At 64.2% G+C, this 24,065-nt stretch carries 26 protein-coding genes; 18 read left to right on the top strand and 8 right to left on the bottom strand.

What is annotated here, in order from left to right; genetic code table 11:
• Positions 1-70: 70 nt before the first annotated feature.
• From FJ973_RS12505 to gmhB, 4 genes are all read left to right on the top strand, one after another.
• Positions 71-703: a LysE family translocator gene (locus FJ973_RS12505; protein WP_140524876.1), complete on the top strand. Its 633-nt coding sequence runs from the start codon at positions 71-73 to the stop codon at positions 701-703.
• Between the two features lie 122 nt (positions 704-825).
• Complete coding sequence (rfaE1, locus tag FJ973_RS12500) at positions 826-2,319, top strand: D-glycero-beta-D-manno-heptose-7-phosphate kinase (RefSeq protein WP_140556030.1); 1,494 nt, start codon at positions 826-828, stop codon at positions 2,317-2,319.
• 7 nt (positions 2,320-2,326) lie between these two features.
• On the top strand, positions 2,327-2,899 hold the full coding sequence (locus FJ973_RS12495) for an SIS domain-containing protein (RefSeq protein ID WP_140556028.1): 573 nt from the start codon (positions 2,327-2,329) through the stop codon (positions 2,897-2,899).
• Positions 2,892-3,542: a D-glycero-beta-D-manno-heptose 1,7-bisphosphate 7-phosphatase gene (gmhB, locus tag FJ973_RS12490; protein WP_140556027.1), complete on the top strand. Its 651-nt coding sequence runs from the start codon at positions 2,892-2,894 to the stop codon at positions 3,540-3,542. The genes FJ973_RS12495 and gmhB overlap by 8 nt, the downstream gene beginning before the upstream one ends.
• A gap of 15 nt (positions 3,543-3,557) precedes the next feature.
• On the opposite strand, the gene FJ973_RS12485 is transcribed toward gmhB, so the two are convergent.
• Positions 3,558-4,352 carry a glycosyltransferase family 2 protein gene (locus FJ973_RS12485; protein ID WP_140556025.1) on the bottom strand — a complete coding sequence of 265 codons (795 nt, stop codon included), beginning with the start codon at positions 4,350-4,352 and terminating at the stop codon, positions 3,558-3,560.
• Between the two features lie 173 nt (positions 4,353-4,525).
• Positions 4,526-5,005, bottom strand: coding sequence for an Lrp/AsnC family transcriptional regulator (locus tag FJ973_RS12480; protein ID WP_140495956.1), 480 nt, complete (start codon positions 5,003-5,005; stop codon positions 4,526-4,528).
• Positions 5,006-5,255: 250 nt separating this feature from the next.
• Here FJ973_RS12480 and trxB point away from each other — a divergent pair, with 250 nt between their 5' ends.
• Together trxB and FJ973_RS12470 are read left to right on the top strand one after the other, a co-directional pair.
• Positions 5,256-6,230 (top strand): thioredoxin-disulfide reductase, encoded by a 975-nt coding sequence (trxB, locus tag FJ973_RS12475; protein ID WP_140495955.1) that lies wholly within the window; start codon positions 5,256-5,258, stop codon positions 6,228-6,230.
• An 89-nt stretch (positions 6,231-6,319) separates the two neighbouring features.
• A complete protein-coding gene (locus FJ973_RS12470; RefSeq protein WP_140495954.1) occupies positions 6,320-7,216 on the top strand; it encodes a LysR family transcriptional regulator in 897 nt (298 codons plus the stop codon).
• Positions 7,217-7,237: 21 nt separating this feature from the next.
• Here the strand turns inward: FJ973_RS12470 and FJ973_RS12465 are convergent, their stop codons facing one another.
• Positions 7,238-7,735 (bottom strand): isoprenylcysteine carboxylmethyltransferase family protein, encoded by a 498-nt coding sequence (locus FJ973_RS12465; RefSeq protein ID WP_140556023.1) that lies wholly within the window; start codon positions 7,733-7,735, stop codon positions 7,238-7,240.
• Between the two features lie 873 nt (positions 7,736-8,608).
• The gene (locus tag FJ973_RS12460) at positions 8,609-10,660 is read right to left on the bottom strand and encodes an elongation factor G (protein ID WP_140495952.1); all 2,052 of its coding nucleotides are present in this window, start codon (positions 10,658-10,660) and stop codon (positions 8,609-8,611) included.
• Positions 10,661-10,983: 323 nt separating this feature from the next.
• Here FJ973_RS12460 and FJ973_RS12455 point away from each other — a divergent pair, with 323 nt between their 5' ends.
• On the top strand, positions 10,984-11,379 hold the full coding sequence (locus tag FJ973_RS12455) for a cupin domain-containing protein (protein WP_140495951.1): 396 nt from the start codon (positions 10,984-10,986) through the stop codon (positions 11,377-11,379).
• Positions 11,380-11,435: 56 nt separating this feature from the next.
• Here FJ973_RS12455 and FJ973_RS12450 read toward each other — a convergent pair whose 3' ends face one another.
• Positions 11,436-12,638: a pyridoxal phosphate-dependent aminotransferase gene (locus FJ973_RS12450; RefSeq protein WP_140516803.1), complete on the bottom strand. Its 1,203-nt coding sequence runs from the start codon at positions 12,636-12,638 to the stop codon at positions 11,436-11,438.
• Positions 12,639-12,854: 216 nt separating this feature from the next.
• On the opposite strand from FJ973_RS12450, the gene FJ973_RS12445 reads away from it, so the two are divergent.
• The 3 genes from FJ973_RS12445 (at position 12,855) to FJ973_RS12435 (ending at position 15,311) form a co-directional block, all read left to right on the top strand.
• The gene (locus FJ973_RS12445) at positions 12,855-13,745 is read left to right on the top strand and encodes an EAL domain-containing protein (protein ID WP_140556021.1); all 891 of its coding nucleotides are present in this window, start codon (positions 12,855-12,857) and stop codon (positions 13,743-13,745) included.
• Positions 13,742-14,590, top strand: a complete 849-nt coding sequence (locus tag FJ973_RS12440) for an EAL domain-containing protein (protein ID WP_140556019.1) — start codon at positions 13,742-13,744, stop codon at positions 14,588-14,590. The genes FJ973_RS12445 and FJ973_RS12440 overlap by 4 nt, the downstream gene beginning before the upstream one ends.
• 112 nt (positions 14,591-14,702) lie before the next feature.
• Entirely contained in the window at positions 14,703-15,311 is a 609-nt protein-coding gene (locus tag FJ973_RS12435; RefSeq protein WP_140556017.1) for a glutathione S-transferase family protein, read from the top strand.
• 354 nt (positions 15,312-15,665) lie between these two features.
• Here FJ973_RS12435 and FJ973_RS12425 read toward each other — a convergent pair whose 3' ends face one another.
• Positions 15,666-15,866, bottom strand: coding sequence for an iron-containing alcohol dehydrogenase (locus tag FJ973_RS12425; RefSeq protein ID WP_140556015.1), 201 nt, complete (start codon positions 15,864-15,866; stop codon positions 15,666-15,668).
• A 267-nt stretch (positions 15,867-16,133) separates the two neighbouring features.
• On the bottom strand, positions 16,134-16,346 hold the full coding sequence (locus tag FJ973_RS12420; protein WP_010910991.1) for a cold-shock protein: 213 nt from the start codon (positions 16,344-16,346) through the stop codon (positions 16,134-16,136).
• Between the two features lie 275 nt (positions 16,347-16,621).
• Between FJ973_RS12420 and FJ973_RS12415 the strand changes: the two genes are divergently transcribed.
• Positions 16,622-16,951 (top strand): hypothetical protein, encoded by a 330-nt coding sequence (locus FJ973_RS12415; protein WP_140516797.1) that lies wholly within the window; start codon positions 16,622-16,624, stop codon positions 16,949-16,951.
• Between the two features lie 28 nt (positions 16,952-16,979).
• Here FJ973_RS12415 and FJ973_RS12410 read toward each other — a convergent pair whose 3' ends face one another.
• Positions 16,980-17,549: a methylated-DNA--[protein]-cysteine S-methyltransferase gene (locus FJ973_RS12410; RefSeq protein WP_140495944.1), complete on the bottom strand. Its 570-nt coding sequence runs from the start codon at positions 17,547-17,549 to the stop codon at positions 16,980-16,982.
• Positions 17,550-17,729: 180 nt separating this feature from the next.
• Between FJ973_RS12410 and FJ973_RS12405 the strand changes: the two genes are divergently transcribed.
• From FJ973_RS12405 to FJ973_RS12375, 7 genes are all read left to right on the top strand, one after another.
• Entirely contained in the window at positions 17,730-18,632 is a 903-nt protein-coding gene (locus FJ973_RS12405) for a lytic transglycosylase domain-containing protein (protein WP_140556014.1), read from the top strand.
• Between the two features lie 5 nt (positions 18,633-18,637).
• Positions 18,638-19,126, top strand: coding sequence for a GNAT family N-acetyltransferase (locus FJ973_RS12400; protein ID WP_140556012.1), 489 nt, complete (start codon positions 18,638-18,640; stop codon positions 19,124-19,126).
• A gap of 147 nt (positions 19,127-19,273) precedes the next feature.
• Positions 19,274-20,542: an ABC transporter substrate-binding protein gene (locus FJ973_RS12395; protein WP_140556010.1), complete on the top strand. Its 1,269-nt coding sequence runs from the start codon at positions 19,274-19,276 to the stop codon at positions 20,540-20,542.
• 98 nt (positions 20,543-20,640) lie between these two features.
• Positions 20,641-21,555 carry a sugar ABC transporter permease gene (locus tag FJ973_RS12390; protein WP_181167250.1) on the top strand — a complete coding sequence of 305 codons (915 nt, stop codon included), beginning with the start codon at positions 20,641-20,643 and terminating at the stop codon, positions 21,553-21,555.
• A gap of 1 nt (position 21,556) precedes the next feature.
• Entirely contained in the window at positions 21,557-22,381 is an 825-nt protein-coding gene (locus FJ973_RS12385) for a carbohydrate ABC transporter permease (RefSeq protein WP_140556006.1), read from the top strand.
• Between the two features lie 91 nt (positions 22,382-22,472).
• Positions 22,473-23,216, top strand: a complete 744-nt coding sequence (locus FJ973_RS12380; protein ID WP_140556004.1) for a DUF899 family protein — start codon at positions 22,473-22,475, stop codon at positions 23,214-23,216.
• A 78-nt stretch (positions 23,217-23,294) separates the two neighbouring features.
• Complete coding sequence (locus tag FJ973_RS12375) at positions 23,295-23,846, top strand: DUF4142 domain-containing protein (RefSeq protein WP_140516783.1); 552 nt, start codon at positions 23,295-23,297, stop codon at positions 23,844-23,846.
• Positions 23,847-24,065 lie beyond the last annotated feature (219 nt).

Genomic DNA, 24,065 nt, shown 5'->3' with positions numbered 1-24,065 from the left:
CCACAGTGGCGCCGCAAAGCTGCCGCTTCAGTCGGCTCGCGCCGCCGGGCGCGATCATGAGGGACCAGGAATGCCGTCGACAGAGCTGCTCGTCGCGTTTTTCGCCACCACGGCGATCTTCGCCTATATTCCAGGCCCGGCCATGCTCTATGCCGCCGCGCAGACGATGGCGCGCGGCCGCTGGTCCGGCCTGACTGCGGCGCTCGGCATTCATCTGGGCGGCTATGTTCACGTCTTTGCCGCTGCCGCCGGCCTGTCCGTGCTTTTCCACGCCGTGCCGCCGCTCTACATGGCGGTCAAGCTCGTCGGCGCGCTCTACCTAATCTGGCTCGGTGTGGCGCTGTTCCGCAAACGCGCGGAAGGCGACATGGCACTGCCGGCGATCGAGCGGAAATCGGCTTGCCGCGCCTTTTTCGAGAGCATCGCCGTCGAGGTGCTCAATCCGAAGACCGCGATCTTCTTCATGGCCTTCCTGCCCCAGTTCATCGATGCCTCTGCCGCATTCCCGGTCTGGCTGCAATTCGTCGTGCTGGGCACGACAGTCAACCTGATGTTCTCCTCGGCCGATATCGTCTGCGTGTTCCTGGCTGGTGCCGTGATCGGCAGGCTGCGCCGCTCCAGCAGCGCCCAGCGCATGATGCAGCGAGCCGGCGGCGCGGTGCTGGTCGGGCTTGGCGTCCATGTCGCCTTGCAGAAGAGTTGACGAGGCCAGCCGGCGTTGCGCTGGCTCGAATTGCGGTATATCGGCATCGCCATGAACGACCGATCCCGGCCAATTTGTCCTCCATGCATCTTCAAAACCGGTTTTTGCGCGTTGCCAGTGACATGACCAAGCACGACCCACTTTCCCCCGAGCCCTTGCACCGCGCCATCGCGCACTTCGGCCAGGCCACCGTGCTGGTGGTCGGCGATCTCATCCTTGACCGGTTCGTCAACGGCATCATCGAGCGGATTTCGCCTGAAGCGCCGATCCCGGTGCTCCATGGGCGCGGCGAGAGCCTGGCGATGGGCGGCGCCGGCAATGTCGTGGCCAACATCATCTCGCTCGGCGCCGCCGCCATTCCGGTCTCGGTGATCGGCTCTGATACGGCAGGCGACAGCCTGGTGCGCATGCTCGGCGAGCTTGGCGCCGACACGACAGGCCTGGCGCGGGAGCGCGGCCGCATGACGTCGTCCAAGAGCCGCTTCAGCGCGCTCAACCAGCAGGTGCTGCGCTTCGACGAGGAAGAGATCAAGCCGCTCGGCGCGGCGGAGCGCGCGGCGCTGGTCCGGCATTTCCGCGCCGCGCTGGCGCACGCCGACATCGTCATCCTGTCGGATTACGGCAAGGGCATCCTGCTCGACGGCGTCGCCGGCGAATTGATCGCGATCTGCCGCGAGGCGGGAAAGCCGGTGCTGGTCGATCCGAAGGGCCGGGATTATGCACGCTATGCCGGCGCGACCGCCATCACGCCCAACCGCAAGGAACTCGGCGAAGCGGTCGAACGGCCGGTGTTCAGCGATGACGAGATCGTGGCCGCGGCGCGCGAGCTGCTTGCGGCGCATGGCTTCGACTTCGTCGTCGCCACGCGCAGCGAAAAGGGCATGAGCGTCGTCGGTCCGACGGAGGCGCGCCACATCGCCACGCAGGCGCGCGAAGTGTTCGATGTGTCGGGCGCCGGCGATACGGTGATCGCGACCTTCGCGCTGGCGCTTGCCGCCGGCGCCGATCCGGCCGCGGCCGCCTCGATCGCCAATGCAGCCGGCGGCGTTGTGGTGGGCAAGCGAGGCACGGCGCGGCTGACGGTCGAGGAACTCAACGGCGCGCTGTTTCGATCGCACGGTCCGAGCGTCCACAGGGATGCCATCCTCGACGCCAAATCGGCCGCACGGCTGGTGTCGGCGTGGAAGGAGGAGGGCCTCAGCGTCGGCTTCACCAATGGCTGTTTCGACATCCTGCATGCCGGCCATGTCAGCCTGCTGCACGCGGCGCGCAGCCAGTGCGACCGGCTGGTGCTCGGCCTCAACAGCGACGCTTCGGTGCGCCGGCTGAAGGGGCCGGAACGGCCTGTCAACGACCAGCATGACCGCGCCTGCGTGTTGGCGGCACTCGCGTCTGTCGACGCGGTGGTGGTCTTCGACGAGGACACGCCGCTGGCGCTGATCGAGGCGCTTCTGCCCGACATACTGGTCAAGGGCGCCGACTACACTGTCGACACCGTGGTCGGCGCGGACGTGGTGCAGAAAGCCGGCGGGCGCGTGGTCCTGGTCGATCTCGTCGCCGGCAAGAGCACGACCGGCACCATCGGCAGGCTGCGCTCGGCCGGTAATAAGAATTGAGGGTTTCATGTCCGAACTGAACGATTACCTGGTCCGCTCGGCGGCCGCGATCACGGCGCTGGTCGAGCGCGATCTCACAGGCGCGATGGAACGTGCGGCGAGCGCGATCGTCGCCGCCCTTTCGTCGGGCAAGGCGCTGCTGATCTGCGGCAATGGGGGTTCGGCCAGCGACGCCATTCACATCGCCGGCGAACTGGTCGGCCGCTTTCTCAAGGAGCGCAAGGGCTACAATGTCATCGCGCTGCCGGCCAATGCCGCGGTGCTGACCGCCTGGGGTAATGATTACGGCTTCGACACCGTTTTTTCGCGCCAGGTCGAGGCGCATGGCGCGGCCGGCGGCGTGCTTCTGGCGATCTCGACCAGCGGCAATTCGCCGAGCATCCTGGCGGCCGCCGAACAGGCACGGACCATGGGCATGACGGTGATCAGCCTGACAGGCGACACAGGCGGCAAGCTCGCGCCGCTCACCGACATCCTGCTCAACGTGCCCTCGACCTCGACGCCGATCATCCAGCAAGGGCATCTGTGCCTCTACCATCACCTGTGCGAGGTGGTGGAAGCGCGCCTCAGCAATGGCTGACAAGGCGCCGCACCCGTTGGCCGAGCCGGGCCTGTGGGTGGAGCGGATAGGCGGCAGGGTTTTTCCCGCCGGCCAGCCGGCGCTGTTCCTCGATCGCGACGGCACCATCAATGTCGATACCGACTATCCCAGCGATCCGGCCGAGATCGAGCTCCGGCCGCAGATGCTGCCGGCGATCGCCGCCGCCAACAATGCCGGCATCCCGGTCGTGGTGGTGACCAACCAGTCCGGCATCGCGCGCGGCTATTTCGGCTGGAGTGCCTTCGCCGATGTGAACCGCCGCGTGCTCGAGCTGTTGCGCGATCAGGGCGTTGTCGTGGACATGGTGCTGGCCTGCGCCTACCACGAGGCTGGCGTGGGGCCGCTGGGCATATCGGATCACCCGATGCGCAAACCCAATCCCGGCATGCTCTTCGAGGCGGCGAAACGCCTCGATCTCGATCTCCGGCGGTCGGTGATCGTCGGCGACAAGCTGGCCGACATGGAGGCAGGCCTGGGCGCCGGCCTGCCGCAGGGCTGGCTCGTCGACGGCGAGGCGCAGCTTCGCTCCGGCTTCGTCATCAGGCCCTTGCGGGACAGCAGCGACCTCGACGGCCTGCTCGCCGCCATAGGGCGGCTCGATGGCCGGGATAAGCGGTCTTGATCCGGACCTGACCGCTCACGCCGGTTCGCTGCCTTGCGAGGCCTCATACAGTTTGGCCTCGGTGGCGAAGGAATAGATCATCACCGACATCGAATAGACGAAGCCGTGCCGGCCGCACAGGAAGTAGCGCTTGGCCAGATAGAATTTCAGGAAGTTGCCGAGCGGCGAAAGCACCAGCCGCACCAGGCCCGGCTTCTTGCCTTTCTCGACCAGGGTGGCCGCCTTGAGGCTGGAATAGGCATTTGCCCGGGCCAGATCCTCCTCGACCGATATTTCGCGGCGATGCAGCAGCACGCCGCTTTCGATCGTGCTGGTCTCGCCGGAAACGCCGAAGGATTCATGGACCCGCGCGGTCACGTCCATGGTCGCACCTTCCCGGCGGAAAAGCCGCAACAGCCTGTTGTGCAGCACCCAGCGATGGGCATAGCCGTAGCCCTTCAGCCAGTCGCGGCGGCGGATGTACCATCCGCTGATGCCGGCATTCGCCGTCTCGACCGCCGCCACGATCGACTGCCGCAGCCGGTCGTCGACGCGTTCGTCCGGGTCGATCGAAAGACACCAGGGCTGCGTGGCGTGGTCGAGCGCGAATTGCCGCTGATGCGGAAAACCCGGCCAGCCATTGTGCAGCAGCTTTATCGGATAGCCCTCAGCGACAAACTGCCGAACGATGTCCAACGTGGCGTCGGTGGAGCCTGAATCGACGATGACGATCTCGGCGCAAAAATCGATGCTTTCGAGGCACGGGCCGATCATATCGGCCTCGTTCATGCAGATGATGAGCGCCGAAATCGGGCTTGCAAACCTGGTCATGGTCCCTTCCACGGCGGATTGTCCTTGGAACTTACGCTGCTTGGGCAAGGAAACCAATCAGGCGCCAAATCGCACAGGACGATCCGGCTGCCTGCGCCTGTCCGTTATCAACGCGGCGGCGATGTGGCGAAATTCCGGAATTCGCTTTGGCCGGGCGCCGCAATCGATCGGCGTCACGGCCGCTCGAACGAGACCAACCCTTCATCCTTGACCCGGCGGATGGTGAGGGCTGTGCGCACCGTGTCGACGTTCGGCGTGGAGGTCAGTTCCTCGATGACAAAGGTCTGGAAGGCGCCGAGGTCGCTTGCCACGCAGTGCAGGAGGAAATCGGATTCGCCCGACACCATCCAGGCATCGCGTACGACCGGCCAGCCGCGCGTGCGCTCAGCGAAGATGCGAAGCTCGGCATCGGCCTGATGGTGCAGGCCGACTAGGCAGAAGGCGACCACGTCGAGACCGAGCGCCGGCGCGTTGAGCAGCGCCCGATAGCCGCGAATGATGCCGGCTTCCTCCAGTCGCTTGACGCGGCGCAGGCAAGGCGGTGCCGAAATGCCGACGCGGTTCGACAGTTCGACATTGGTCATGCGCCCATCTGCCTGCAATTCGCGAAGGATCTTCCAGTCGATTGCGTCGAGGTCGGCCTTGAGCGGCATTTCGGGGCTTTCGATGGTTACGGGTGGCGAAAGAATCTTGCGGGATTTTGTAATTAAACGACTTTGCTGTCCACGCCATCCCCCACGCGGAAATCCACGCAGCACCAGAGCGGTTCGCCCGGTGCGACAAAGCTTTCCGGGGACGAGCGCCAACTTGCCTTGCTGGCGTCGTGGGCAACACTTACATTACGCGCGACATCGACGAGTTTTCCATGCCGCAAACGCCGGCAGCCCTCCGCAGAGGCTTTTCATGACCACCAAGCACGCGCCTGTCCTCATCATCGGTTCCGGCCCGGCCGGTTATACCGCGGCGATCTATGCCGCCCGCGCCATGCTGAAGCCGATGCTGGTCGCCGGCCTGCAGCAGGGGGGCCAGCTGATGATCACCACCGACGTCGAGAACTATCCCGGTTTCGGCGAACCCATCCAGGGTCCGTGGCTGATGAGCGAGATGCTCAGGCAGGCAGAACATGTCGGCACCGACATCATCGCCGACATCATCACCGAGGTCGATCTCAACGTGCGGCCGTTCCGCGCAACGGGCGATTCCGGCACCGTCTACACGGCCGATGCCCTGATCATCGCCACCGGCGCGCAGGCCAAATGGCTTGGCATTCCGACCGAACAGACGTTCATGGGCTTCGGCGTATCGGCTTGCGCCACATGCGACGGCTTCTTCTACCGCGGCAAGGATGTCGCGGTGGTCGGCGGCGGCAATTCGGCGGTGGAAGAAGCACTCTATCTGTCGAACCTCGCCAAGAGCGTGACGGTCATCCACAGGCGCTCGGACTTCCGCGCCGAACGCATCCTGCGCGAGCGGCTCTTGAAGAAGGACAATGTCCGCGTCATCTGGGACACGGTTGTCGACGAGATCACCGGCCGTCCGGGCAAGACGCCACTGCCGCCTTCGGTCGAAGGGTTGAAGCTGCGCAACGTGGTGACGGGTGTCGAGACGCAGCTCGAGGTCGACGGCGTGTTCGTCGCGATCGGCCATGCGCCGGCGGTCGAGCTGTTCGTCGGCAAGCTGAAGCAGAAGCCGAACGGCTATCTGTGGACGGCGCCGGATTCGACCCGCACCGACGTGCCCGGCGTGTTCGCCGCCGGCGACGTGACCGACGATATCTATCGCCAGGCGGTGACTGCGGCGGGGCTGGGCTGCATGGCGGCGCTCGAGGCGGAGAAGTACCTGGCCGGCATCGAGGTGCATCGCGAGGCGGCCGAATAGCGGTTCGCAAACTGTTGAAAGAACGGCTTAGAAACGCCGTGTAAAAGCCTGATTTTTCATTCAGACGCCAAACAGGAACGAGGGGAATCATGGCGTTGGACTGGGACAAGCTACGCGTGTTTCACGCTGCGGCGGAAGCAGGGTCGTTTACACATGCGGCCGAGACGCTGCACCTGTCGCAATCGGCGATTTCGCGCCAGGTCAGCGCGCTCGAGCATGATGTCGGCGTGCCGCTGTTCAACCGCCACGCCCGCGGCCTGGTGCTGACCGAACAGGGCGAGATGCTGTTCCGCACGGCGCATGACGTGCTGATGAAGCTCGAGACCATCAAATCGCGGCTGACCGAGACCAAGGACCGCCCCTCCGGCGTGCTCAGGGTCACGACCACGGTCGGGCTCGGCGCCGGCTGGCTGACCGAACGCGTGCAGGAGTTCATCGAGCTCTATCCTGAAATCAGCCTGCAGCTGATCCTCGCCAACGAGGAGCTCGACCTGACCATGCGCCAGGCCGATTGCGCCATCCGGCTGCGCCAGCCGCAGCAGCCGGACCTTATCCAGCGCCGCCTGTTCACGGTGCATTTCCACCTCTATGCTTCGCCAGGCTATATCGCCAAGCATGGCAGGCCGGCTTCGGTGGCCGAGCTCAAGGCGCATCGCATCGTCACTTTCGGCGTGCCGGTGCCGGCGCATCTGTCGGAGCTGAACTGGCTGGAGACGGTCGGCGATTTCGAGGGCGGCCAGCGCGTGCCGACGCTGCAGATCAACGATATATTGTCGATCAAGCGCGCGGTCCAGGGCGGCGCCGGCATCGCCATGCTGCCCGACTATGTCATCTCCAAGGATTCCGGCCTGGTGCAGCTCCTGCCGGAAACGGAGGTGCCTTCCTTCGACACCTATTTCGCCTACCCCGACGCGATGAAGAACCAGGCGAAGCTGCACGTGTTTCGCGACTTCATCATCGCCAAGGCGCGGAGCTGGTCGTATTGACCCCGGAGATCGCGCAGACTCTCACCTCCGCCAGCGCGTCAGGCGGGGCAGCCAGGCGGGCACGTTGCGGCGGTAGGTTTCGTATTCATCGCCATAGCGGCGTGCGAGCGTCGGCTCCTCGTACAGCTTGACGAAGGTGGCCATGGCCGCGGCTGCCATGGCGGCGTAGGCGACAAGCGTCCAGCTTGAAAACAGCAGTGCCTGGCCGATGATGATCGACAGCACCGCCACATACATCGGATTGCGGACATGGCGGTAGAGCCCGCCGACCACCAGTCTCTCGGTCGGAGCGACCGGAGCAGGCGTGCCGAGGCCTTCAAGCGCAAAGCAGGCGAATGCATGCAGCAGCGCCGCCACGGCGACCGCGATGAGGATCCAGCCAAGAGGGGCAAGACCCGGCAGGCTCGACCATGGCCGGTCCCAGCGATCCGTCAGCAGCCACGGCACGAGGCCGGCGACGATACAGGGTGCCGCGATGAAGAACGCAGCACTGCCGGCGATCGCCGAAAAGGTCCGCATTGCTTGTCTCCCGCCTGAAGCATGTCACGCCCAAACCGATTCCCGCGACGCGCTCAAGTCTTTGTTGTTCACGTCGCTGCCGAACCGAGGACACTTTGCGCGACATGCATTAGTTGCCTCGGAAATAAACGCCTGCTGCCTCATTCCACGCCATTGCGCATTTTTGACATTTCGGGATGAAAACCGAGCGTGATTCGCGATTCCGCCGTGACAATTGTCTCATTGCGGGTTCCGCTTCGGTGATTCTGCTGGTCCTATTGGGTCCAGAAATGGCTTAGACCACAGCCTGCGTCTTTTTGCATGCGTGTGTTGCAAAATAGATGCTTGTTTCTTGGGCATGATGAGCACATATATAGTTCATCTCCTGGGCGCGTTCTCCTCCCATTAGCGCCCTCGAGTGTTCCCCTCTGGAGGTTAGCCTTAACAGGCACTTCCAATCAAACTCAGCCGGATCTTCATTGATCCGGCTTTTTTGTTGCCCGGAGGCTGCCGGAAGGGCGGGAAAATCCACCGAAATAGCCACGTAACAGTGACATGTAACCTCTGGTAACATGTCAAAGGCGTTCGGCTCCTGCTAAGCAGACCATAGGACGCGGTGTGGTCGGACGGGAGATGGGGGCATCACTCGGACGATCCGGGCTCAGGCGGCTACCGCGTCCGAACCTTCTTCCGCCGAAGCGGCGACTTCAAGATGCGGCGGACCTGCCGTTTCTCCTCCCAAGAAAACGGTCCGCAAACAAAACGGCGTCCGGCCCCCCGGGCGTCGTTTTTTGTTTGCGCCCCCTCGAACAAGGTTCGAGAGGGCACTCACCCAAATCTTTGTGGATGTCGATGTCCCAAAGCCGAGATCACTTTAGACGACATGCATCAGAATCAGGCTGCCTTGCCGTTGGCATTCATCGCTTCGTCGGCGAGCCGGCCGGTGAGTTCGGCCATGTGGTCGAAGACGGCGCGGTAGCTGGCGACGCCTGAGGTGGCCGAGCGCAGCTCGATGATCAGATCGCCGATCTCGGATTGCGGCATGGTCGCCTCGACGACATCCCATCCTGGCCAGCCGGGTCGCGCGTCGTAGCCGAGGATCTGGCCGCGCCGCTGCGGGATCAGCGCGATGATCTTCGAGGTCGCATCGGAGGGCGTCACGATCTCGACCTTCATCACTGGCTCCAGGAGCACGGGCGAACAGCCCGCCATGCCTTCCTTCATGGCAAGCTTGGCCGCCATCTGGAAGGCCATGTCGGAGGAATCGACCGCGTGGTAGGAGCCGTCCGACAGGTTGACGGCGACGTCGACGACGGGAAAGCCGAGCGGGCCCGACTTCAGGTAATCGCGTATACCGCTTTCGACCGACTGGATGTAGGTCTTGGGCACCACGCCGCCGGTGATGGTATCGGTGAACTGGAAACCTGCGCCGCGCGGCAGCGGCTTTATCTCGATCACCACATCGCCGAACTGGCCGTGGCCGCCGGACTGCTTCTTGTGGCGGCCGCGTTGCTGCGCCGATTTGCGGATAGTCTCGCGGTAGGGCACCGCCGGCGGATGGCCTTCGACCGGAATCTGGTTCTTGCCCTCGAGCCGTTCGCGTACGACGCGCAGGTGCATTTCTCCATGGCCCGACAGCACGGTCTCGGCCGAGTCCTGGTTATGATGCAGGCTGAGCGAGGGATCTTCTTCGGCCAGCCGTTGGATGGCGGCTGACATCTTCACCTCGTCCTTGCGCTCCTTCGGCCGCAAGGCGAAAGCGAAGACAGGCTGCGGCGGCTCGAACTGGAGCAGCGGCTTCATGCCGCCCTTGGCCGAGGTCAGCGTCTGGCCGGTCTTGACCGCGTCCAGCTTGCCGAGCGCGACCGTGTCGCCGGTCTTCGCCGCGGTGAGCTTCGACTGGTCCTTGCCAAGCATCCTGTAGATGCCGGACACCTTTGCCATGTCGCCGCCGGGCAGCCAGAGCTCGGAGCCATCGGCGACCTGTCCCGAAAGGATGCGCGACACCGACAATTTGCCTCCATGCGGCGTATGGATGGTCTTCATCACCTGAACCACGGTTGCGTTGCCTTCGGGGGCGCCGAGCCGTTTGCGGGTCGCGTCGATGTCGGGCGCATCATGGCGGATCGCCTTCAGGAGACGCAGCACGCCATTGCCTTTCTCTGCGGTGCCGATCAGCACCGGCGTGACGGCGCCGTCGCGCAGATCCGCGGCAAGATCGTCGAAGACCGCGTCCTTGGGCGGCTCGATCTCCTCGAGCAGCTGTTCCATCAACTGGTCGTCATGGTCGGCCAGCCGTTCCAGCATCGAAAAACGGGCTTCCAGCTCACGCGCCTTTTCGTCGCCGGGTATCTGGGCCACCTCGCTCTCGGCATATTCGCGGTAGATGTAGGCGCGTTCCAGCGCCAGGTCGATCGAGCCAATGACGACGCCGTCCTTGCGCAGCGGTATCTGGCGCAGAAGCAACGGCACCGCACTTGCCGGCTGCAGCATCTTCAGCGTGTCGCGCACGCCCGCGATCGCCTTGTCGACCTTGTTGAGAAACAGGATGCGCGGCACGCCGAGATCGTCGAGCTTGCGCATGATGAGCTGGAGGGCGGGGATCTTCTTCTCGTCGGCCTCGGCGACGACCACCGCGAGGTCGCAGGCGGCCAGTACCGGTTCGGCCTCGAAGGAGAATTCGATCGATCCGGGACAGTCGACGAAGGTGAACTGCTCGCCCATGAATTCCGTGGTGGCGAAGGTCGCCTCGACGCTCATGGCGTGGGCGCGCGCCTCGGGCGAATGATCTGAAACGGTGTTTCCCGAGGAAACCGGGTTCTGGCGGGGAATGGCGCCCGTGCGGGCCAATATGGCTTCGAGAAGTGTCGTCTTACCGCTTGCGAAGGGACCGACTATGGCAATGCATTTCGGTCCCGTGCGTCTTCCTCCGGCGCGATTACCCATGACTGACCTCCACTCAGGCGTTTCCCTGGAGACCGACTGGCATTCATGGTTCAGGCCAAGGTCAGTCGGTCCTGAGCGGCGGCCGGCCTGTTCGACCGTCGCGGGCGGGCTTGTCTTCAACCGGCCCAAAGGTATCGTCCCACTTGTTTGCCGGCAGGGCAAGGAAAATAGGTAGCCTCAAGGGCCGAGCGCGGTGCGGTTGCCGCTGATTTGCAAGCCGAACAGACCGGTTGCGTCGACGGCCATATCGGCCGAAACTAGGGTCTCGAAAGAAGAGCGGCGTCGCCGCCGCCCGCATCGCCACCAGTTCCAGGGATCGAACGATGAAGATCATTGCTTGCGGCAGCACGCCGACCGTCATCGCGCCGGAAAAGTACTTCACCGGCCGGGTGCTGCAGACGCCGATCATCGAGAAGGAGGCTCCGGCACGGCTGCGGGCGACATTGGTCAGCTTCGAACCGGGCGCGCGGACCCACTGGCACACGCATCCGCTTGGCCAGACGCTGTACGTCACGTCGGGCGCCGGCCTCGCCCAGACCTGGGGCGGTCTCATCCAGGAGATCAGGGCAGGGGACGTCATCTCGTTCGCGCCAGGCGAAAAGCACTGGCATGGCGCCGGGCCGAAAACGGCCATGACGCATATAGCCATGCAGGAAGCGCTCGAGGGCGTGCATGCCGACTGGCTGGAAGCGGTGACGCCGGCCCAATATGGCGGCTGAGTACCGTGTCGAGCCGATCTAAAAACCCGGCGTTTGGCCGGGTTTTGTTTTCACGATCAGGTTAGTGATGCCGTAAAGCGCTGGATGCGCGTGCACGCCTCCTCCAGCAGCGTCTCCGACGTGGCGTAGGAGATGCGGAAGTTCGGACCGAGGCCGAAGGCCGAACCGAATACCACCGCCACGCCCTCGGCCTCGAGCAGCTCCGAGCAGAAGGCCTCGTCAGTGTCGATCACCTTGCCGGCCTTGGTCTTCTTGCCGATCAGCTGGGCGCAGGACGGATAGACGTAGAAGGCGCCTTCCGGCGACGGACAAGAGATGCCGCGCGCCTGGTTGAGCATCGAGACGACGAGATCGCGGCGCCCCTGGAAGATCGCCTTGTTCTTGGCGATGAAGTCCTGCGGGCCGTTCAGCGCTTCGACCGAGGCCCATTGCGCGATGGTGCAGGCGCCCGACGTCTGCTGGCCCTGGATCATGTCCATCGCCTTGATCAGCTGGACGGGACCCGCGGCGTAGCCAATGCGCCAGCCGGTCATGGCATAGGCTTTCGACACGCCGTTCATGGTCAGCGTGCGCTCATAGAGCTTCGGCTCGACCTCGGCGATGGTCTTGAAGACGAAGTCGCCGTAGGTCAGATGCTCGTACATGTCGTCGGTCAGCGTCCAAACATGCGGATGCCTGAGCAGCACGTCGGCGAGCGACCGAAGCTCGGCCTCGGTGTAGGCGGCGCCCGACGGGTTCGACGGCGAGTTCATCAGCAGCCACTTTGTGCGCGGCGTGATGGCCTTTTCCAGCACAGCGGCAGTGAGCTTGAAGCCATTGTCGATCGAAGTGTCGGCGAACACCGAGGTGCCGCCGCAGATCGCCACCATCTCGGGATAGCTGACCCAATAGGGGCGTGGGATGATGACCTCGTCGCCGGGATTCAGCGTCGCCATGAAGGCGTTGAACAGGATCTGCTTGCCGCCAGTGCCGACGATGGTCTGCTCCGGCTTGTAGTCGAGATTGTTCTCGCGCTTGAATTTCTTCGCGATCGCTTCGCGCAGCGGCGCGATGCCCGACACCGGCGGATATTTGGTCTCACCACGGCGGATGGCCTCGATCGCCGCATTCTTGATGTTGTCGGGCGTATCGAAATCCGGTTCGCCGGCACCCAAGCCAATGACGTCGCGGCCGGCATTTTTCAGCTCGCGGGCTTTCTGCGTCACTGCGATGGTGGCGGAAGGCTTCACGCGGGAAAGGGTGTCGGCAAGGAAGGCCATGACCTTTTTTCTCTCCAGAAAGGATCAGCGCGGCCAGGAGCGGCCGCGGCGCTTCTCATGTCGCATCATTCCCGTGAGTGCAAGCATTGTCGGCTGGGCCAGTGCCGCAAGGAGGTCAATGAGCCGTGATCGGCAACAGAAAGTTCATTAACGGGCGGTAGAGGCTTGCGTGGCAGGATCGTAACCCAATTGCGCCAGTTCGCGGAGCGAGGAACCTTGTCGCGCAGCATCGGGCTTGCCCATATCATCCGTCATGATGACGGCACCTCGTCAGGTGTCTGGGGCATTTATACGTTGCAAAGCGCCTTCCAGCCGATCTTCGCCTTCAGGGAAGGCAAGCTGTCGGTTGCCGCCTTCGAGGGCTTGATCCGGCCGTTCCGCGACGGCGAGCCGCAATCGCCAATGAGCTTCTTCAGCACCTGCCCGGCCGCCGACCGGCTTCATGTCGAGGCGCTGACCAGGACGCTGCATCTGCTGAATGCCGGCGCCTGCCTGCCGCAGGAAGCGTCGATCTTTGTCAATTTCGATCCGTCGGTGTTCACCGAGCGCGCCGTTGCCGACAATGCCTTGCGCGAAATGCGCCTGGTGCTGCACGAGGCCGGCATCGATCCGGGCCGTGTCGTGTGCGAGGTGACCGAGCAGCGTCCAGCCTCGCAGGAGACCCTGCACGGTTTCGTCGCGGCGTTGAAGGGCAACGGCTTTCGCATTGCCGTCGATGACTATGGCGCCGACGATTCCGACATCAACCGCATCAAGGAGTTGAAACCCGACATCGTCAAGTTCGATGCCCACTGGATCACGCAGTTGATGGAGTCCGGCGCCGGCTTCGCGCTGCTGACGTCCATGGTGAAAAGCTTCGAGGCACAAGGCATCCGCACCGTGTTCGAGGGCATCGAGGAAGGCTGGCAGCTGGAGCTGGCCGAGAAATCCGGGGCTTCGATGGTCCAGGGTTTCGTGCTGGCACGGCCGGAACTGGCGCCGACCAGCTTCCGCGTCTTCGGCGAGGACGGGCCATCGCCTGCCGCCGACAGTGCATCTTCCGTCCCGGCAGCCGCGCCGCATACCGCGCGGGCGGCGAAAGCCTTTGGGCGCAGGGGCACACGATGAGGCCCGAGCGACGGCGCGATGTCGGCGATGCGATCTTCATGGACGAGGTCGGTATCGAATATGGCGTTTATGGCGACTTCCGCCTGCGCAGCGCCTACCAGCCGATCTTCGCGCCGCGCGGCCGCTTCCTGCACGCAATCGCGGTCGAGGGCCTGATAGAGCCGCATCGCGCCGGCCGGCCGGGCGCCGCACGGGCGTTCTTCGAAGGCGTCGCGGCCGAGGACCGGCTGTTCGTCGAAACCATGTGCCGCGTGCTGCATCTCAGGAACTTCCGCAACATCGGCGTCGACGGGCTCGATCTGTTCTTCAACTACAATCCATTGGTCAACGCCCATCGGGGCCGGGCCTTGGCCGAAATCCGGCTGATGAGCAGGCATCTCGGCGAGCTCGGCCTGGCCCCCGGCATGCTGGTCTGCGAAATCACCGAACAGGCGGCCGACGACACGCTGCTGGCCAGGCTGGTGCGCGAGATGCGCCGCGACGGCATCCGCATCGCCATCGACGATTTCGGCACCGGCCACTCGACCGAGGAGCGGGTCAGCCTGCTCAAGCCCGATATCGTCAAGATCGACGGTGGCTGGTTCGCGCAATTCTGCCGCCACGCCGCCGCCGAGCGGTTCTTCCGCCCGCTGGTCTCCAGCCTGCACGACCGCGGCGCCAAGGTCCTGGTCGAGGGCATCGAACAGCCCACCCATCTGCGCGTCGCGCTCGATGGCGGCGTCGACCTGCTGCAAGGTTTTCTACTCGCCCGGCCGGCGCTGGCCGGGGTGATCGTCGACGAGCGACCGCTCGCCATCGACGCGCTGCTGGGCAGGGACAGCAAGGTGGTGCCGCTGTTCGGGTAGCGCCGTGTGCTACACATCAGCGGCGCTGATCGTCGCGCCAAAACTAATCATTGGTGAGGACGGCGCGGCTACGATAATCGCGTCTGCACATGGCAGCGCTCGGGGACCAGCGATGATACTTTACAGCATGATCGATAGCGGCAACTGCTACAAGCCGCGCCTGCTGATGGCCAAGCTCGGCCTCCCTTTCACCACTGTCGAGGTGAGTTCGCACACGGGCGATACGCGAAAAGCGGATTTCGTCGCCAAGAATCCGAACGCCATGGTGCCGCTGCTGGAGCTCGACGACGGAAGGCGGATCGCTGAATCCAACGCCATCCTGCTCTACCTCGCCGAGGGCACGCGCTTCCTGCCCGCGGACAAGTATGAGCGCGGGCTCGCCTATCAATGGCTGTTCTTCGAACAGTACAGCCACGAGCCCTATATCGCCGTGCGCAAGGCGCTGCTGACCTTTCCCGAAAGGGCCAAGGACGCGACGCCGGAGCGGCTGGCGGTGACACTGGAGCGCGGCAACAAGGCGCTCGGTGTCATGAATAAATACCTGGAGAACAACGCGTTCTTCGCCGGAAGCGCCTACAGCGTCGCCGACATTGCGCTCTACGCTTATACGCATACGGCGGAGCAGGGCGGCTTCCAGCTCGACGCCTACCCGGCGGTGGCTGCGTGGCTAAAACGAGTGGAAGCGGATCCGGGGCATGTGCCGATGGAGTGGGTGGGGTAGCTTTATCCTCAACCTCGTCGCCGCCTCGCGGCTCTTTGGGGGCGGGGCACGCGTCAACAGGCGCGAGGCCCGGCCGCCCATCGTCCGGGAAGCTGCGCGGGAGCTATTTCAACAGATGGTCGTAGTCGGCATAGGGTGCCGATCCAGAACCAGATCACATCTTCATTGTTGCGTATGGCAACAGCCGGTAGTTTCGTCGACCCGCGCCGACCAATAGCAACCGACCTGCTTGAAATGTAAGGAGGGATGAAAAGGATCGGAACGCAGTCTGAGAAAACTCCCTGTCCGCCTTTGCTTTGATCGACGATGACAGTTTTTCATAAGCCTTCCAGAATGATGGAGAGGCGCCGTGATTCACAGAGGGCGAGTCCGGCCGGCGCGATGGTCAGCCAATGCCTGTTCGGCAAGCTTGTCCAATCGCCCCGCCCTCACGTCGGTCTCGATCTGCCGATCCCACAGGTCCGCCTGGAGCGCCTCGAACCATGCGGCAAACGCCTTCAGCTCCTCGGGGCTCAGTTCGGTGATGGACTTTTCGATTTGCTCAAGCTTGGTCATGGCCGGATAATACCACTCTAGTGGTACCACAGGTGGGACTCCAGGTTCGGCTTTACATGCCTGGAATCCAGGCAAATAAAAAGGCGGGACAATGCCCGCCTTCCCATTTCGGTAGCCTGATCGGGAGCGTCCGGTCCGGGCTGGCAGCTATCTGCTGATCCGGCTTGTCGGGTCTTTCCGCTCCGGCGCGCTTCTCGCGCGACCGTCAGTACATCCGTGACTTGCCGCGCGCCCCGGGCTGTCGCCCGGCGCGCGCCATTTTCAAAATCAGGCTGCCTTGCTCAGAGATCCAGCGGACGACTTGCCAGTGCGGCGGTCCTGCTCGATCTCGAAGTTGATCTTCTGGCCTTCGACCAGGGTCGACAGCCCAGCGCGCTCGACAGCGGAGATGTGGACGAAAACGTCCGCGCCGCCCGCGTCAGGCTGGATGAAGCCGAAGCCCTTGGTGGCGTTGAACCACTTGACCGTTCCAGTTGCCATAAAAATAGTCCTTCACATTTGCTTTGGTTTGACCGAACCGAGGTCCAGCCGGTGTGCATCGAGATTTTGGAGATAGACGTCAGCAAACGCGAAGATCGCGAGGCCCGGATCGATCGGCCGAAATATCAATGGGGCTGATATAGGCTGCTTTCGCACGAAATACAAGACTGCGTGAGAAAGCCGTGATCGAGGGACCGCCCAATGGCCGCCCCAATCCGGTGAAACCGTTGCGTCAGATGGCGCTGTCCGTGAGCCGCGCATCAGGGGAGAGGACCATGAAGACCATTCTGCTGGCAGCATGCCTGACGCTGATTGCCGCCGAGGCGCAGGCGATCTCGCGCTACGATCCGACGCGGATGGAGTGTGGCCGCGTGCAGGCGACGATCGCGCGGCAGGGCGCCGTCATCCTGCGTTACCAGTCGAGGCGGGTACCGGGACTGCCACTCTACGACCGCTATGTGCAGAGCCAGCAATTCTGCACAACGGGCGAGGTGAGGACACGCGCCTATGTGCCGAGCGCCGATACGAAATCCTGCCCGGTCTATAATTGCAAGCGCCCGGACAACGATCGGCATTTCCGCCGGCGGTTTTTTCATAACGACTAGGCCATAGCCTGGCGCGGCGGCTATCGTTTCAAAATCCGAATGAGACCTGCGCGGGCGGCGGCGGGCCGACGCGCACGCCTTCCATGGCCAGCATCTTTTCCTTGGTGGTCGAACCGCCGGGCGCCGAAAAGCCGCCGATCTTGCCGCCGGCCGCGAGGATACGGTGGCAGGGAATGACCAGCGGCACCGGATTGGCGCCAAGCGCGGCACCGGTTTCGCGCGGCAGGCCGGCATGGCCGGCGCGCTTGGCCAGTTCTCCATAGGTGGTGGTTTCGCCATAGGCTAGCTTTCGCGCCGCGCCATAGATGGCGAGGCGGAAATCGTCGATGCCGTCGAGATCGACCGGCACGCCGGAGAAATCGATATCCTCGCCCGCCGCATAGGCCTTGATCGAGGCGATCAGCTCGACCACCCACGGCGGCTGCACGGTAGCGGCCGAAACGCCGGCGTGGCGCATCAGCCGCCGCTCGACCGCCTCGCGGCTGCGTTCGGGCAGGCAGAGCCGGATCAGGCCCTTTTCGCTCCAGGCAATACCCATGAAGCCGATCACTGTTTCTAACACTGCGTGGCCGGCTGTGATCTGCGACGGCGTTTGCATGGCGTGCTCCTTTCGCAAAATAGCCAGAAACCGGCATTCGTGCCGGTACATATCAGGAACAATATGGCATTTCGGCCCGAGTCTCGCCACCCGAAAACCACCTGAGCGCCCCGATTGCTCGCCAGGAATCGCTGGTGTAAGGGATTTCTTAACATCCGACGAACCGGACCCGAACGCGGCTTGCCAGCAAAACAAACCCTTATCGCGCTCGGCGTGATCGCGGCCATGGCCTGCGTCAGCGGTTGCACGTCGACATCGCAGATGAAATCCGCGTCTTCCCTCACCGAAACAGCGACCGTCGCCGGCACCGATGCCGGCTTCACCATACCGTTGCCGGAGACGGTTTCGGTGCTGCCGGAACCGTCGGGGATTACGCCCGTTCAAACCGCTGAATTGCCCGCCGGCCCGACCACACAGGCGGCCGTGGCAACCGCGGCCTTTGCCGGAGCGACCCCAACCGCGCCGGCCGTGATGACCGCCAATGCGTGGCAGGCGCCGCCGCCGGCTGGCGCCGGCGCACCAATCAAGGCGGCAGCCACCTACGCCACCGCCGGGCTCATCGTGCCGGCGATCGCCAGGAACGATCAGAAAGCCATGCCCGGCGTGCAGCAGGCGGCCTATGTTGTGCCGCAGAATCCAGCTGCCCTCGTCCAGTTTCCTGCCGCTCCGGTGCAGGAAGAGCATGCGACCGGCGTGCGCGGCGATATCGACCGGCTGATCGTAAAGTACGCCGCGTTCTATCAGGTGCCGGTCGACCTTGTGCGCCATGTCGTCAACCGCGAAAGCACCTTCAATCCCAAGGCCTACAACAACGGCCATTGGGGGCTGATGCAGATCAAGCACGCGACGGCGCGCGGCATGGGCTATGACGGACCGGCCAGGGGCCTGTTCGATGCCGAAACCAACCTGAAATACGCCGTCAAATACCTGCGTGGCGCCTGGCTGGTGTCGGACGGTAACGCCAAGCGCGCCGACTGGCTCTATCAGACCGGCTACTATTTCGACGCCAAGCGCAAAGGCCTGCTCGAGGCGACCGGCCTCGGCGTCGACCGCAAGCGGCGCCGCCTGCTGCCCGACGCCTGAGCGAAATGCCCGAACCGCGCCCGCCGGCTCCGAACGACATCCGGCTGCGCAAGATCCTCAACGAGACGCTGGTTCCCGCGCACTGGTCGGATGGCTTTGTCATGCGCACCCTCGAGCCCGGCGATGCGCCGGCCTTGCATGCGCTGCTGACCGAAGTGTTCGACGATGGCGCCGACGGCCCGTTCGACGAATGGTGGCCACGCATCTCAGGCGACCCCGAATTCGATTCTGCGCTCTGTTTCCTCGTCATCGACGCCAAGGGCCTGCTGGTGGCGGCGGCGCTGTGCTGGACGAGCGCCTTCGTCAGGGATCTCGCCGTGCATCCGCAGGCGCGCGGCAGGGGCATCGGCGAGGCGCTGATGTGGCACGCCTTCGCCGTCTTTCGCGAACGCGGCGCAGACCATGTCGACCTCAAGACCAACACGGTGGAAAACGCCGCCGCTGTCAGGCTCTATCAGCGGCTTGGGATGAGCCCTGTCGCCTGGGAAGGCTGAAGCCGCGGCCCGGCCCACCGCCGCTCGCGGGCATCGCTCGGGAACCCAGAGCGCCGCTCCGCATTCAAAGAATGGTGGAGGGGTCCGACGAGCTTCCGGAGCCTCGAAGGCTTGCGTCGCCGTTCCGAAAGGAGATCCTCCGCCGCCATGAGGCTCTTTCACGCATTTGCCACGTTGGTCGCTGCAGCGATGATTGCGGCTGTGCCTGCGCGAGCCGTCGAATTGTCGATCGTATCGGGCGACACAGGAATCGGCATCAAGGTGCTGCGTGAAATCCTCGACCGCTATGAGAAGGACAGCGGCAACAAGGTCAGCATCGTCGTCATGCCGGCATCCGGGACCGACCAGTTCGGCCAGTACAGGCTGTGGCTTGCCGCCGGCAATAGCGATATCGACGTCTACCAGACCGATGTGATCTGGGCGCCGCAGCTCGCCAGCCAGCTTGTCGACCTGACCGCGGCGACCAAGGATGTCGTCGGCGCCCATTTCCCCTCGATCATCCAGTCGCAGACCGTCAACGGAAGGCTGGTGGCGCTGCCGATCTTCACCGATGCGCCGGCGCTCTATTACCGCAAGGACCTGCTCGACAAATACGGCGCCCAGGTGCCTGCCACCTGGAAGCAGCTGGCCGACACCGCCAGGCTGGTCATGGACAAGGAACGGGCTGCCGGCAACAAGGATATCTGGGGCTTCGTCTTCCAGGGCAATGCCTATGAGGGGCTGACCTGCGACGCGCTGGAATGGGTGATGTCGAACGGCGGTGGCCAGATCATCGAGCCGGACGGCACCATCTCGATCAATAATCCAAAAGCGGCGGCAGCGCTCGACACGGCCAAAGGCTGGGTCGGAACCATCGCGCCACCCGGCGTGCTGGCCTATCAGGAAGAGGAATCGCGCGGCGTGTGGCAGACCGGCAATGCGGTCTTCATGCGCAACTGGCCCTACGCCTATGCACTCGGCAATTCCGAAGGCTCGCCGATCAAGGGCAAGTTCGACGTAGCGCCGCTGCCGGCCGGCACCGGCGAAGGCGCGCGTCCGGCGGCGGTGCTGGGTGGCTGGAATCTTGCCGTGTCCAAATATTCCAAGCACCCGGACGCGGCGATCGGGCTCGTCAAATTCATCGCCTCGCCCGCGATGCAGAAATACCGCGCGCTGAGGAACTCCAGCCTGCCGACCATCCAGGCGCTCTATGACGATACCGACATCGCCAGACAACAGCCGATCGTTCCGCGCTGGAAGCAGATCTTCCTCAATGCGGTGCCGCGTCCCTCGGCCGCGGCCAGGATCAAGTACAACGAGGCGTCGAGCCAATTCTGGAACGCCGTCCACAAGACGCTGTCGGGCGATGGCGCCGCGGGCGACAATCTGGCCGACCTCGAAGCCATGCTGACCAGGCTGAAGGGGCGTGGCTGGTGACGCCACAACGCGCCTCCATGTCCCGCCCGGCGCGAGGGATGACAGAAGCGGAGCCGAGGACTGAAGCCGTCGCGACCCGCCGCCCGCGCTCGCGCCTGATGCGCCAGCGCGTGCGTTCGGCCTGGCTGTTCCTGGCGCCGATGCTCCTGGTGCTCGCCGCCGCTGCCGGCTGGCCGCTCGCCCGCACCATCTATTTCAGTTTCACCGACGCTTCGCTGGCCGATCTCGACGCCCGCCAGTGGGCAGGTTTCGCCAATTACTTCTCGGTGCTGCGCATGCCGAGCGGCCGGGTGCTCTATGATGGCGTGCTGGCCGATCCGGTCTGGTGGAGCGCCGTCTGGAACACGGTGCGCTTCGCGGTGATTTCGGTGACTTGCGAGACGATCCTCGGCATGGTCGTCGCGCTGGTGCTCAATGCCGAATTCCCGGGCCGCGGCATCGTCAGGGCGGCGATCCTCATCCCCTGGGCGATCCCGACCATCGTCTCGGCCAAGATGTGGCAGTGGATGCTCAACGACCAGTTCGGCATCATCAATGTGGTTCTGCTCAATCTCGGCCTGATCGACACCAAGATCGCCTGGACGGCCAACGCCGACACGGCGATGGCGGCCGTGCTGGTCGTCGACATCTGGAAGACGACGCCGTTCATGGCGCTGCTCATCCTTGCCGCGCTGCAGATGCTGCCGCGCGAGATCATCGAGGTCGCCAGGCTCGACGGCGCCAATCCGTGGCAGATCTTCTGGCGGGTGACCTTGCCGCTGATCCGGCCTGCGGTGATGGTGGCGGTGATCTTCCGCGCGCTCGACGCGCTGCGCATCTTCGACCTAATCTATGTGCTGACGCCCAACAATGTGCACACCAAGTCGATGTCGGTGTTCACCCGCGAGAACCTGTTCGAGTTCGACAAGTTCGCCTACGGCTCGGCCGCCTCGACGCTGCTGTTCCTCATTCTTGCCCTTCTCACCATGGCCTATATCCGGATCGGCCGGATCAGCCTCGAGGGGGGCCGCTGAGATGTGGATCCTGAAGCGGACGGCTCTCTACCTGCTGGTCGGGATCATCGTGCTGGTCGCGGTATTCCCCTTCTATTACGCCATCGTCACCAGCCTGAAATCGGGGACCGAACTGTTCCAGGCCGACCTCTGGCCGAAGACGTTCAGCCTCGGCAATTACAGGAATGTGCTGACAGAAGGCGCTTTCGTGCGCAATCTCATCAACTCGCTGGTGGTCTCCGGCGCGGTCGTCGCGCTCTCGCTGTTGCTCGGTGTCACCGCGGCTTACGCGCTGGCGCGCGTGCGCTTCCGTGGCCGCTCGGCACTGATGCTCGCCATCCTGTCGGTGTCGATGTTTCCGCAGGTGGCGGTGCTGGCCGGGCTGTTCGAACTGGTGCGGATGTTCGGCCTCTACAATTCGCTTCTCGCGCTGATCTTCTCCTACATGATCTTCACCTTGCCGTTCACCGTCTGGGTGCTCACCGCCTCCGTGCGCGACCTGCCGGTCGAGGTCGAGGAGGCGGCGATCCTTGACGGCGCGACGCCGTGGATCATCATCACGCGCATCTTCCTGCCGCTGATGTGGCCGGCGCTGGCGACCACCGGGCTTTTGGCGTTCATCGGCGCGTGGAACGAGTTCCTGTTTGCGCTCACCTTCACCTCCAACAACGCCCAGCGCACCGTGCCGGTGGCGATCGCGCTGCTGTCGGGCAATTCGCAGTTCGAGATCCCGTGGGGCAACATCATGGCCGCATCGGTGATCGTCACCGTGCCGCTGGTGCTGCTGGTGCTGATCTTCCAGCGCAAGATCGTCTCCGGCCTCACCGCCGGCGGCGTGAAGGGGTGAGGAGAAAATGTCGGAACCGGCCGCAGCGGCGCGTCCTTAGGTCTTAGAGCAACCGCGCCGGGACGCCGGCGCTGTGACCAAGGAGCCGATCATGATCACCTTCCCCAACGAATCCGCCAGATACCGCGCCGCCCGCGAAAAGCTGCTGAAGAAGGAAATCGAGCTGCGCCGTGCCATGGAGGATGTGGCCGTGGCGCGCCGCGCGTTGCCGCCGGGCGGGCTGGTGCCACAGGATTACGTGTTTGATGGGCTGGATGCCGAGGGCAGGGCGGCTGAGATAAAGCTGTCGCAACTGTTCGCACCCGGCAAGGACACGCTGATCCTCTACCAGATGATGTTTCCGCGCCATCCGCAGGAGACGCGCGACGTGGCAATGACGGGCGGCACGGCGAAGCTGGCTCGGCCGGACCAGCCATGCCCGTCCTGCACGGCGCTGCTCGACCAGTTCGACGGCGCCGTCGGCCATCTCCAGGCGGCCGGCTTCAACTTCGCCGTGGTGGCGAAAACGGCGCTCGAAAACCTCGTCACGCTCGGCCGCGACCGTGGCTGGAAGAACATGCGGCTGGTGTCGTCGGCCTCCAACAGCTTCAAGCGCGACTACAACGCCGAGGATGCCGACGGTGCGCAGATCCCGCTGCTCTCGGTGTTCCACCGCGACGCTGACGGCATCAGGCATTTCTGGTCGTCCGAACTCGGCTTCGCGCCGCCCGAACCCGGCCAGGACCCGCGCGCCATCGGCACCTGCGAGATCCTGTGGAACCTGATGGATTTCACCCCGGAGGGCCGGTCGAACTGGCACGAGCAGCTGCAATATGGCGAGGCATGCTGCCATTGACGGCAAGGCGCCCGGCGCAACTTCCGTGCATCTGCGGCGTTGGAATCCCGAGGGAACCATTCCGATCGGAGATTGCAGATGAAAACGCTTCTGACCATGACCGCCGCGGCCTTGCTCGCCGCCGCGCCCGCCGCGCTTGCCCAATCCACCGCCCAAACGACGCCGTTGGCGGCCGACAGCAAGGTCGACACGCAGACCTTCATCAAGACGGTGCCCGGCGCCAACGAGTTCGAGATCCAGTCGAGCAAGCTCGCCGAGCAGAAATCGGCGTCGGCCGACGTCAAGGCCTTCGCCAAACAGATGATCGAGGACCACACCAAGGCCGGCGAGGACTTCAAGGCGGCGCTCGCGCAGGGCCAGACCACCGCCTCGACCAAGCCGGCCGGCCCCGCGCTGCAGCCGAAAGAACAGGGCCAGCTCGACGAGCTCAAGGCCGCCAGCGGCAAGGACTTCGACACCAAATACATCATGATGCAGACAGCCGCTCACAAGGACGCCGTCGCGCTCTTCAGCACCTACGCCCAATCGGGCGACGACCCGGCGATGAAGGAATTCGCCAAGAAGACGCTGCCGACGCTGAAGATGCACGAGAAGCACGTGAAGGAACTGGGCGCCGCGCATCAGGGGTGAGGGCGGTCGAGAGGGAGCTGAACCGCAGACGATAGCACTCTACGGCGCCCCCCTCTGTCCTGCCGGACATCTCCCCCACAGGTGGGGAGATTGGCTGTCGCGAATGCTTTCGCTAATCTTCAGCGCTGGAAGAAAGAGCGCCGTCGCCGAAGCTGCCAATCTCCCCCCTTGAGGGGGAGATGTCCGGCAGGACAGAGGGGGGCGCCGTAGGGCGCGACG

The sequence above is a fragment of the Mesorhizobium sp. B2-1-3 genome, from assembly GCF_006442495.1.
Taxonomy (GTDB): domain Bacteria; phylum Pseudomonadota; class Alphaproteobacteria; order Rhizobiales; family Rhizobiaceae; genus Mesorhizobium.
The sequence above is the reverse complement of the archived record's forward strand: the minus strand, read 5'-3'. Positions and strand labels throughout refer to the sequence as shown.